The sequence below is a fragment of the Bacteroides salyersiae WAL 10018 = DSM 18765 = JCM 12988 genome (assembly GCF_000381365.1).
In the GTDB taxonomy this organism is placed as follows: Bacteria; Bacteroidota; Bacteroidia; order Bacteroidales; family Bacteroidaceae; genus Bacteroides; species Bacteroides salyersiae.
The window spans coordinates 1,269,013-1,281,483 of record NZ_KB905466.1; the positions used below are offsets into that span (position 1 = coordinate 1,269,013).

5 protein-coding genes are annotated in these 12,471 nt (G+C 40.9%); all 5 read right to left on the minus strand.

Features of this window, described 5'->3' with window-relative positions; all coding sequences use genetic code 11:
- Window positions 1-9: 9 nt before the first annotated feature.
- The gene (locus tag HMPREF1532_RS04835) at window positions 10-2,706 is read right to left on the minus strand and encodes an alpha-d-galacturonidase (RefSeq protein WP_005925624.1); all 2,697 of its coding nucleotides are present in this window, start codon (window positions 2,704-2,706) and stop codon (window positions 10-12) included.
- A gap of 452 nt (window positions 2,707-3,158) precedes the next feature.
- Window positions 3,159-4,886, minus strand: coding sequence for an LA_2272 family surface repeat-containing protein (locus HMPREF1532_RS04840; RefSeq protein WP_005925627.1), 1,728 nt, complete (start codon window positions 4,884-4,886; stop codon window positions 3,159-3,161).
- A gap of 14 nt (window positions 4,887-4,900) precedes the next feature.
- Window positions 4,901-9,376: a hybrid sensor histidine kinase/response regulator transcription factor gene (locus HMPREF1532_RS04845; RefSeq protein ID WP_044094236.1), complete on the minus strand. Its 4,476-nt coding sequence runs from the start codon at window positions 9,374-9,376 to the stop codon at window positions 4,901-4,903.
- 187 nt (window positions 9,377-9,563) lie between these two features.
- Complete coding sequence (locus HMPREF1532_RS04850) at window positions 9,564-10,718, minus strand: dienelactone hydrolase family protein (RefSeq protein WP_005925633.1); 1,155 nt, start codon at window positions 10,716-10,718, stop codon at window positions 9,564-9,566.
- Window positions 10,719-10,737: 19 nt separating this feature from the next.
- Entirely contained in the window at window positions 10,738-12,465 is a 1,728-nt protein-coding gene (locus tag HMPREF1532_RS04855; protein WP_005925636.1) for a pectinesterase family protein, read from the minus strand.
- Window positions 12,466-12,471: the final 6 nt, after the last annotated feature.

Below are 12,471 nucleotides of genomic sequence, written 5' to 3' on the forward strand. Positions count from 1 at the left end.
AATCATCCATTAATAAAACATCCAGTCCATTGTCTCCTCTGCTCCGGCAAGAGCCGCATTACGTGGAGTAACGGATTGATCTGTAAATCCTAAAACCAAAGTATACCCTTTCGGTAAGAGCAACTTATGAGTACCGGCAGGAAAATGATAACTGTGTACATTTGCCAAAGGCATACCTTTTATGCGAATGGCATTTGTCAATTTGGGCTCGGCTTGTCCATAATCATTGGCAGATGCATCCGTTTCCAGTTTCGGTGCTTTAGCATACTTTTTTTGATCATCACGGAAATAACCTACCAGTAGATTAACCGCATCATCAGAAGTAAACTCGATAGCCGTCCCTTCCTGACGCTGGTTTTCTGCATTCAGGCAGAAGGCAGTCATTCCCTCCAGTTCCGGTGCAATGGCATCTATTTTTGAATTCGGAAAATCAGAATACAATACAGCACCTTTAGTCAGTTTCACTGTCGGATAATTCTTCAATAATTTCACGTCCGCAGGACTCAAAGGAGTGATATCAGCCCCCTTTTTGATTGCATTCCCTTCTTTTTGTTCTTTCAACAAAGCAATATTGGACTTGAAGTTCTCCAACTCTTTTTCATAATGTACCAACAATTCTCCCCATGTCTTGTTATGCCCATCATCACCTCCGATAGGAATACGACGTTGAGCTGTCTGCATGCTATTCGCATAGTAATAATGCTCTTTGGTAAGATCTGCCAGCTTGCGGTAATGCTCAAGGCTCTGTTCCATTAACGGAACAGCCTCCTCAAGATCCTTCATATTCTTACCCCATTGATAATCGAGTACTAACTTGGCCGCTTTTACCTTAAAGTGAAAAGCATAGGCAAATTCCCGATAACAATGCATATCATTACGTAGCCGTTCGAATTCATCCTTGTTTCTTGTCACTTTTTCTCCGGCGGCATCTACGGCAGCCACCGCACGATCACCATGTTCAATCACTTGTTGCACTATATCCAAAGGCAATTCACCTACATGCGGTTGTCTTTTCCATTCTTTCTCCACGTATTCTATCAATTTCTCACCTTCCGGTCCGCAACTCTCGTAAAATCCGGGATAAATAGTATATTTATATGGGTTAACCAACTGACTCATAAACATTCCCAACAACAAGGTCTGCCGGTTACCTTCCGTTATTCCAAAACGACGTAACAACTTAGGAGCGATCTCGCCCGATTCCTCATATGCCACGCGGACATTGGCAGCAACTGAAGCATCCATGCCATAATAATCCCCCAACCGTGCATTCCAATATAAGATTTCATCCGAACGGTCACGGCGACAGTTCCAAGCATAACGTGCCCATGCTTTATACCAGATCCAATCCCGATCAAGCTGTAGCTCACGTTTACCATCAGGTAGTTTATCAGCTGTATAAGGCCAATCCCAATAAGATGCTTGAGGATAAAGATGTAGAGCATTTGCCCCATGTACATCGTGCATAGCCTGAACCGCTTTCTGTATAAAATCGGGAGAGCCCCACCGAAATGGTTCCAAGTTAGCTAAAATATGTACATTACTGATATGAATGCTACCCAATGAACTCAGATCCTGATGGATTTTCGACCAAGGGCCACGTGGCTCATAAGTGGTGAGAGACTCACCGTTATATTTGTGCATTGTATAAAGATTCTTATATAGCGGCAAAGCAGCATCCATCACCATTTTGCAATCCGTATCGTGTGCACGCAGTAACAAAGGAGGTTCGTCAGTACGTCCCAACGCCTTCAAACCATCCTTTACTCCGGGAATAATGGTTTGTGTAAACCATTCCACGTCATCTTCATAAGTATCCATAGCCTCCCCAAGACAGACAAGCAGACCCACGTTCGGATATTTCTCAATAAAAGCTGCGATCGATTTACGTGTATAATCACTGATAAGCGGAGTAATCGGTCGATTACGATCCTGAGTTTTAAGCCCGTAATGATCGGCAAATGGTTTGGATAGAAGAATATTATAGAACATTTGAATGACGAAAATACCACGTTTATCCGCCTCTTCTGTCAGGAAAGAAAAAATCTCTTCGTTTTTCTTAAAAGTTTCTTCATCTACTTCCAAAGCAAAAGGATACTCTTCCAACCTCACCAGTGAAGCAAAAGGATGCCCATTCCAAAGGTAAAGTGAATTCATACGATTCTCCACTAACATGTCTAAATAGCGTATCCATGCCTGTTTATCATAAAACCAAGGAAAGTTTTCCGGAGTATAAGGATATTCATATACACCATGTCCGGGTAAATAAGTAGTTTTCTGTAAACCGATACAAGCTCCCCGAAGTACCATCTCCGGCGCATCTTGACAGAAAGCAGGAAAGTCCAGGTTCTTTTTCTCGTTAATATGATCTATCAACTCACGACAGGCATAAATCACTCCGTTTCCATCATTCCCCCGAACCATTGTCCTGTTTCCCTCTGTTGTAATCAAAAATCCCTCTTTTCTCAACGTAGAATCACAAGCCTGATTCAGAAAAATAATCCTGTCAGCTTCTGTCAAGGTATCCTCAATTCCGGATAAGAGTACCCGATATCCCTCTTTTTCCAACGTTTCCTGTAGTTGCTGCACACCGAAGTTCATACGTATCGAAGCCTCCGGAGGTACTACGATATTCACCGTTTTTTTTCCACACGCACTCAATAAAAACAGGCAACAGCCAATCAAAAGCAATCTTATATTTGTCATTTCTTCATTATATAAATAAAAACTAAACTCCCTTATCTTCCTTCAAGGAAGACGCAGAAAAGATAAGTTTGTACTCATATTAAATTTTAGAAGAGACAGACAAATGAAGTTACCGATTTGACAAGTATAGGCAAAAACTGTTTTTCGAACCAATGAGAGGGACTTAATACCGGGAAGTAGTCATGATTGAATTTAATCATTGTATATCAACACATTAATCTTTCACTTAACAAACAAATAAACCAATATTCTTAACCTACAAGAATACGTATTTAATACTGTGTTAAATACAATCTTTTGTCGGCAAGAATACGTTCCTTTATAAACAAGAAATTAATGTTTTGCGACGAAAGAAACAATATGGCGAAAACGAGATTAACAATGTTAAAATCAGAGGTGTGATTTTCTCACTGCATATTATTCGATAATCGTATGCCTTAAATCCCCTATTACTAAAATCCCCAATTAAAGAAAGGAAGGCTACGTCTATCGCTTTTATTCCAAAACCCGATCTGTATTCCTTTAAGCTTCTTGGAAAAATTACAAAGACCTATCTGGAGACCATTCGATTTAGTGGCAGTATTAAACACCCCTGTCTGTAAACCACATATTTGTTTTTTTGCAAAATTGAATGCACCGATTTGTACTCCTTTTACATGATGCCCCATAGTTCCTAATACCCCGATCTGCATTCCATTGGATTGATGGGCAGTTGCCCAAAGTCCTGCCACCTGTAATCCATTATTGTAAGTCAATCCGTTATTAAGTCCGGCAAGAGACATTCCATTGACACGATAGTTAATCGTGACTATTCCTCCAAACCCTATGCCATTAATAATATGGCTATCCAATACAGAGCCGGCTACTGAAAAAGAGATACCATTCGTTATACTAAAGCGATTCTTATATAAGATTGCCGGTTCGGCAATTTGCCATCTTCGATTCAATTCCATTATCTCGGAGGGAGGTACTAAAGCAAATGGCAACATCAGCGCTAAAAAAGAAGAAGAACCTATTACATCCAGTTTTAGACCGTTAGTCGTGACATTCCGCAAATCATTTATCTCGCCAATACCCAACGAAACACCCGTTATCCGTGTGTTTTTATCATAATAGGTCCATAGGGGAAATCTATTCTTTTTTACTACAAACAAAGTATCTGTAGCTGGTATGCTATCTCTGATGACCGTTACGGCCGGTGGTCTATTTTTCAGCCGGAAGATGTTTTCTTCAATAAAAGAAGGTAGCGGCATATTCTCTCCGATACTGTCGGCATGCTGGTTCTGATTCAGATGAATAAGAACAGGCATATTTTCAAATTCCACTTTTGCCAAATAGGTGGTAGTGACTTCATATCCTCCACGAAAAGAACGATTCTGACTGACTATCCTGTCGGCTGTAAATTTGCACCCTCTGAATAGTATCGTATCCTTGCCTTCAAACAGAATCTTAGACTCCTTCTTCTTATCAAGAATCAAGTTACCCCTTGCCTGCTCCACCGCTTCATCTGTCAGATAAGAATCCCACGAGCAAACGATGTAACCGTCATTGCTTCGCCCGAACTTATAATAATTGCTTCTGAAACTCTTTAGCTCAGAGTCATATACATACACAGGCTTATTCTTCTCAAGCAAAAGTTGAGGATTAATAATCTTCTGTCTTAAGAAATAAATAGTATCCTCGCTGTTAGGGATATAAACAGAATGCGGTATATCACAATTCCATATCTTATCGACCAACTGTCTCTGATATACAGTATCTGCAACCCCTTGTTTTGAAAAAGCTACTCCCGACAACAAACAAGCTGTCACAGGCTGTATATATGCAGTACAAATAGTCGGAACACTATCCATATAGTTATGCCTGACACAAGAATAAATAGAAATATCTCCCTCCTTAGAAAACGTTATGTCTTTCTTATAACATCCAAGCAGTTTTTCTGCCAGACTCCAATAATAATCTTCATCCTTGCAATGCTGCGTCCGCAAATATCTTACAACTCTACTTTTATAGGGAGGAATCTCAATACTCTCTGTTCTTATCCGATACCCATTTCCTTGAAATATGGAACCGGAAGTTGTAAATTTTGCCTCAAAAGGTTTCCAAATCGAATCATTTGTCTGCGCCATACCGAGATGGCACATCAGGAAAAGAGCCAGCAATAAAAATAATTTTTTCATAGAGAATGTGGAATTTAAGTATTCTTTTTGCTTAAGCTATCCTTATACTCGGTAGGGGTCATCCCTATTTTCGATTTGAAGCATTTACTGAAATAACGCGGATCATTAATACCTACCATATATGAAATCTGAGTCATATTAAATTCACCGGTTTCTATTAATTGGGCGGCACGATTGATACGCATTTCTTTAATAAACTCAATCGGCGCCAACCCTGTCAGTGTTTTTAGTTTTTTAAAGAATACCGAACGACTCACAGCAACCTCTCTCACCAAATCATCTACTACCAAATCACCGTTATCCATATTCTTTTCCATCAGTTCAATAAGCTTGTCCATAAACTTACGATCATTGGGAGACATTTCCGGTAATTTTTCTTCTTCTAAAACAACCTCTTCCGAAACTGCGGTAGAAGACAGAACACCATTCATCAAATTGTCTCTGTAAAAACTTTGCAGTTTATGACGTTGAGCAAGTAAATTCTCTACACGAGCTTTCAGATAAGTGGCACTGAAAGGTTTGGTAATATAATCATCGGCACCGTATTCCAAACCTTCCAACTTACTTTCGATAGAAGTTTTGGCCGTCAGCAGAACAATAGGAATATGACTGGTGGTCATATCCGCACGGAGTTCCTTCGTCATTTCAATGCCGTCTTTCTCGGGCATCATAACGTCACTGATGATAATGTCTGGAACAAATTTAAGTGCTTTGCTCCAGCCGTCCATACCGTCTACCGCCTCAATGACACGATATACCGGTGAAAAAATGGTACGCAGGAAAGTACGTAGTTCCTGATTGTCTTCCACAAGCAACATCACTTCTTTATTAGAATCCTCTTCAGATTCTTCCTCTAAAGAGGTTACTTCCGGATTAATAATAGGAATAACAGATGCTGTTGCATCCATCACAGGAACGGAACGACGAACGGCTGCATCCTCCAGAATAAATTCAACCGTATCATCATAATGTTCCTTTCCTTTAAGGAAATCGACTTTGAAACAGCTTCCTTCGCCTAACTTACTCTCTACCGAAATAGTAGCTTTATGCATTTCGGCAAGCTCTTTCACCAATGAAAGACCAATACCGGTGCTTGCCTGATTAAACAAATTCTTATCTACCAGATTTTCGAAACGCACAAAGAGAGATTTTTTCTTATTCTCCGGTATACCGATTCCCTGATCCTGTACACCTATGGCAACGGTTCCTTCATCTTCACGGATGAAGACACGAATCAGTTTTCCATTCGGAGTATATTTAAAGGCATTAGAAAGCAAATTGAATACGATCTTCTCCAATTTATCCTCATCAACCCAAAGATACAATTCGTCCTTTTCCGTTTCAAATAAAAAGTCGATACTGTGTTCTTCCGCCAGCGATTCGAAATTATCCATTATCCTCCGAACAAAAGAGACGACGTCGACCCTTTGTACCTGCATCTTCATTTTCTTATTCTGAATCTTACGGAAATCAAGGATCTGATTGACCAAATGAAGCATCCGGTTCGTATTACGTTCCACTACGACCAGTTGTTCACGTGCGTCTTCCGGCAATTTCGAATTTTTCAAGACATGCTCTACCGGGCCGGCTATCAAAGTCAACGGTGTACGAAGCTCATGTGAAATATTTGTAAAGAACCGAAGTTTTATATCCGAGACCTGTTGTTCTACCGATACTTCGTGCTTCAACCGATAAATGGTGAAAAGAATGTAAACCGCTACAAAGATGATAAGCAGAATGAATATTACATAAAGGAAATAAGCAAGTGGCGTTTCCCAAAATGACGGTAACACAACAATTTCGAGATACCGGGTATTGGGCACCCAGACACCGTCACTATTCGTTGAACGTACCTTGAATGTATAATGTCCTTTAGGCAAGTTGGTATAAGTAGCACTGCGCAACCTGTCGGCATAGGTCCATTGTTTCTCAAAGCCTTCAAGGATATAAGCATACTGAATATTCTGCGGATTCGTGTAATCGAGTGCCGCATACTGAATAGCAAAAATATTTTCTTTATGAGAGAGTACCAATTCTTTTGTATCATCCAAACCTACCTTCAATACAGAATTATCCCCCGGAACAATGTCCTGATTAGCAATCACTAATTTAGAGAATACGATAGGAGGGACAAAACGGCTTTTACTGATAGAATCGGGATTAAACATAAAAATCCCATTACTGGCACCAAACAAGATATTTCCTTTAGAAGTCACTGTTGAAGCAGCTTCACTAAAACGCACACGGAACGTGATACTGCGATCATCGTAATTCTCAAAACGTTCTTCACCGGGAATAAATTTACTGACACCATTTTCCGTACTTATCCACAAATTGTGCTTATCGTCTTCCCGAATAGAAAGCAACACATCTGAGGGAAGTCCGTCAAGCACAGAATAAGATTTAAATGCTCCTTTTCCAGCCTCATCAATAAAAAGAAGTTTATTAAGTCCGCCACCAAAAGTGGCAAGATAAAGCTCTTTCTTTTCTGTAGCTACAATCCAGTGCACATCATTATTACTCAAACTTTTCGTATCATTCGGATTACGGGAAAAATGATGGAATTGAATTTCTTCAGGGGTACTGAAGTTTTCGTCAAAAGCAACTGCACCGGCTGTCGTCCCTACCCAAAGACGTCCATTGTTATCCGAAGTAATAAAACGGGTTTTATAGCACAGATCAATCGGATATCCCTTCAGATTGTTGCGATGATTGACAAAAATAGTATTTCCATTCTTATCCTTTGATATATAATTAATTCCATTAGCAAAGGTTGCAATCCAGATACGCCCGTTATGATCTTCATAAACACAATACACATTATCATTGCTCAAGCTATACATGTCATCCTCATCATAACGATAACGAGATAACCGATAAGACAGACCGTTCGACGCTATCGGCTCGGCACGTACCAAACCATCCCCTTTCGTTGCTATCCAAAGTACTCCTTTGGAATCCTGCATAATATAATAGACCGTACCTTTCATAGGTACCCCCGAACGGGAGACTGTTCCGTTCTCGGTTAAAAATCCCAGATATTTATGGTCAGAATCATATATACGGAGACGTCCGTCTTTCAGCCCCACCCATATATTTTTATTATTATCTTCACAAAGGGCACGCACTTCATTGCTCAACGACTCATAATTATGCTCCTCCGGTGTCATCATGCTAAACTGAACCGAACGAAATGTCACTTTTTCTAATCCTTTGGAATGGGTACAAATCCAAAGATTCCCTTGTGTATCGGAAAAACTGGAATGTATTTTATTAGAGAAACGCCAGTCTGAACTTCCCAACTCGTCGTAAAAAGGCACAAGCTGATTCTTTTCCCGATCATAAAAAGAAAATCCCCCACCATAAGGATGTACCCAAAGATATCCGTTCACATCTTCGTGTATATGAAAAGAAGGACGTGAACGGTCGGCAGCAGTAGGTTCCACGCGTATCTGCTCACGTTTTAATATTCCGGTAAAAGGATTAAAGTGTGCAACAACTCCCGGTTCTTCCTGCTCAAACCACACTTCTGAAGTTTTGTCTACATATGCCGACACAATAGGGGCGGAAGGCAAGTCACGACAAGTTACATGAGAATAATGCACATATTCTTTCGTTTTCAAATTGTAAACAAAGAAACCGTCTGTAGAAGTAGCAATCACTACTTTATCCGGTTCTACACTGTTGATGGAACTAATGCGTGAGCGAGTTGGCAACTCAAGCAATTCGAATTGCCCGTTTTCTTTCTGATAACGCCATACACGCCCTCTGTCCGATCCGAAACAAATCTCCGTTTCATTCTCCTGTACTGCATAGAAAGCCTGCTTCGGATCCGAAAAGCGCTCTTTCGTTTCTACAAAATAGGATACCGGTGTTTTCTCCCCCGGACGAATTAAGCCCAAACCATTATCCGTAAGCAGCCATTCATTATTATCAGCATCCTGATATACCTTAAAAACTTTCGTAGCAGGAAAAAGCCCCGACTTTGCAGAATAAATTTCAGTAGCAAGGCGACCGGTCTGAGCAGAAGCAGTGACACGTATTGCACCGTCATTCTCCGTAAGCAACCAGACTGTCCCTCTTCGAAGGACACTGATCGCATTCACATTGGAATTACTCCCCAGCTGTCCGGCAGCAGGAACCTGCTCAAAGGTTTCTGTACGAGGATCGAAACGATGAGCCCGATTATCATAGGTCAACAACCATAAAAATCCGTCCGGATCTTCATACATCCGGTCGACGCGATTATTTGTCAAACTGATAAAATTTCCCTGACGTGCCTTATATGCTTTAAAAGAATAGCCATTAAAACGGTTAATACCATCCCAAGTCGAAAACCAAAGATTTCCTTTATGATCCTGTAAAATGCTCATTACAGTATTTTGTGACAAACCGTCTTCGGAAGAGTAATGGGTAAAAAAACAGTTCCGCTGGGCACTAATCACCAGCGCGATACTCAAAAATGCTATCAGAAATAAGATTCTTCTCATCATTTTATAAAATTCCATGCGGTAAAGATACAAATTAAACCGAATTTTGCCTTATTTTTATTTCTATTTTAATAAGACATAGGTATGATATACCCTCATTTAGTATCTCTTAAGTAGCTGGAATAAGTATAAAAATAAGCTACAGGTAAAAAATCTTCCTTCCGGAATATGCCTTTTTTACCAAATATTATTTTGAAAGTTGTTTATTAAAGAAAGACAATATTTCTGCTTGCATTTCCTTACTACAGAAATGGGGCAATTCCCACAATTTTGTGATCAGTTTATCATCGGCATTCTGACTATTCCACACTGTATGCAACTGTGAATAAGCATTTTCTACTGCAGGAACAGGAAAAAGTTTATCATGCCGGCCATTAAAGAAAAGCATTGCTTTAGGGCAGGCAATAGAAGCGATATGCGGATAATCCAAATACCGCCTTAAACCAGGTAACACATTGGCGTAATTCGAATCACCCTTCCCACGTCCGTAATGGGGGGAAAGCTGATATTCAGTGGTCGTCAGCCAACAAACAGCAGCACCGGCCTTTACCCTATCAGACAACGCCGATAACATCCAGGAACGATAAGCCCCCATCGAGAATCCCATGCAACCTATCCGGTCAGCATCGACCTCTTTCAAAGAAGCAAGAAAGTCGGCAGTATACATATCCTCATATGAAATCGTACCGCTCCAACTGCGTCCCAACATTTCAAAGACACACGCCAAAGACTGCTGACTTTCATAACGTGCCCCCTCTTTCCGCCCACGCTCTCCCCAGAAAAGAGCGTCTATGGAAATCACCACATATCCCTTAGAAGCCAGATAGTCACCAACATACTGGTCATCATAACATTGATGCACCCAATTATCGGCATCCGCCAATATTAAAGAATCAACATCGAAAGGCCGAATCATCTTCTCTTTCCCTATCGAAAAATGCGCACCATGATCATGTAACAGCACAACAGCCGGAAACGGGCCTTTCCCCGCAGGAACCAACAAGTAAGCGGGAACCCGGGAATAACCGGAAAGGTTGAAACGAATTTTTCGAGCTTCATAACCCGCCCGTTGTTCTATAGCCACAACTTCCATACCATATTCTTTGGCAACAGGCGGTGGAGCCAACATTGCATCCAGAACAATCGTACGGGCCATTTTCCGCCACTCGGAAAAATCAGTCTGGGCACTATTCCCCCATGCCATAGGATAGGTAAGTTCTTGTTTCATCTTTTCCAGAAAAAGCGGATAATCCTTTTCTATCTCATAGGAAGTGCTTTTTTGTGCCACAGCAGTCAAAAAAGCAATAGCTGTCAATATACTAACACCGATTCGTTTCAACATCCGAGTCTGTTATTATAAATTATCTCACTACCTTTACCAATGAATCTCCATTCTTCACCGGATTCCAGCCATCTCCACCTTTCAGGATATCTTCCATACGATATTCTTTCAGATCTTTTAATTGCCGGGAGAAAGCAGCACGCGCTTTCGGAGCAGCTCCTTCACCACTACTCTGATATTCGGCATAAAACACCGTTTTTTCTGCCTCTTTCTTACCCCAGTTATGCCACCCAGCAGGTTGTATATGTCCGCCCATATTGCAATGTATAAATACCGCCTTTGCATATGGACGCCAAGGACGGGAAAGATAAACTCCTTTCACGCCCTCATCGGCAGTTAGGGTACAATCATAAAAAACATAACCGTATTTTGACTCTTTATCGGTAGAAGGAGCTGTTATATATCCGTTTCTCTTACTATGGATGTGGCAACGATTGAATACAGCCGTAGACCAACCGAAAATAAAATCGACAGAACCCTCAATATAACAGTTCTCATAATACTGGCGACTGTTTTTACCATAAGTGTAAAGCGTATCCTGAAAACCCAGAAAGCGGCAATTCTTGAAAAAAGCACGATCTGCCGACACAAAACAAGCTACTGCCTGCCCCACCGGACCGGCAGTATTCTCAAAAGTTATATTCTCGGCATAAAAATCCGGTGCATAAATATAACAGGTAGACGAACCGGAAGTCCCCTTCGTTTCTCCGAAGACATTCTTTTTATCAGCATAATCGTCATAAGAAAGAACCGCTCCTTCCTGACCTATCAAAGAAACATTTATTTTACTTTCCGGTATCACGACTTTTTCTTTGTAGATACCTTTACGGACAAGAATAGTAGTACGCACATTTTTACGAAAATCGGGTACGGCATCAATGGCATCCTGAATAGTAAAAAAGTCACCGCTACCATCTTGTGCTACCACATAATCATAGTGACGAACGTATTTAGCCAATTCGGGAACAGCCTGTGCAATGGCATCCACTGCCAGACCGGCCACTACCCGGCCACCATATATATTAAGATGTGTATTATCTTCACGCCCTTTCGGAAAGGCCGGTACTTTGTTAGGCTCTACCCACATGAAAAGTTTCTTCGATTCTACAGGTCCTAAACCTTGAACCAATTCATGGGTTATCTTATTCATATCAATAAAAGGTACATTCAGCTTCTTCGCTACATTACGGGGAGATTCGATATAAGCGCCGTGCGTATCATACAAGGTATCGCCTTCTTGCGGCTGTTTCACTTCTCCGGCATCATAACGAGTGTCTTTACTGATACTTTCGTCTAACGGACGGACAAAATTACGACGTACAATCGCATTACAAAGTATCGGAATTCCTCCTTTTGCACGAGTTTCATTCACAAAACGGCTAAGGTTAGCATCAAAAGTCGTACCGGGATCCGTATGACGGTCTGCTTTAGGTTTCTCATCATTATGCCCGAATTGGATAATCACATAGTCTCCTTTTTTCACTTGAGAAATGACCTTGTCCCAGCGACCTTCATCAATAAAACTCTTGGAGCTCCGCCCATTCATTGCATGATTGTCGATACGTACTTCTTCACTGAAGAATCCGGGAAGCATCATTCCCCACCCCCGTTCAGGATTTCCTCCGGTAATATTTTTGTTAGCCATTGTAGAATCGCCTATCATAAAAATGGTAAGCACGGGTCTATCCGCTTTAAAAGCAGAAAGAAGAAAGAATAAACTTAAAAGAACAGCCAGCTTGTTTTTCATTTTTGT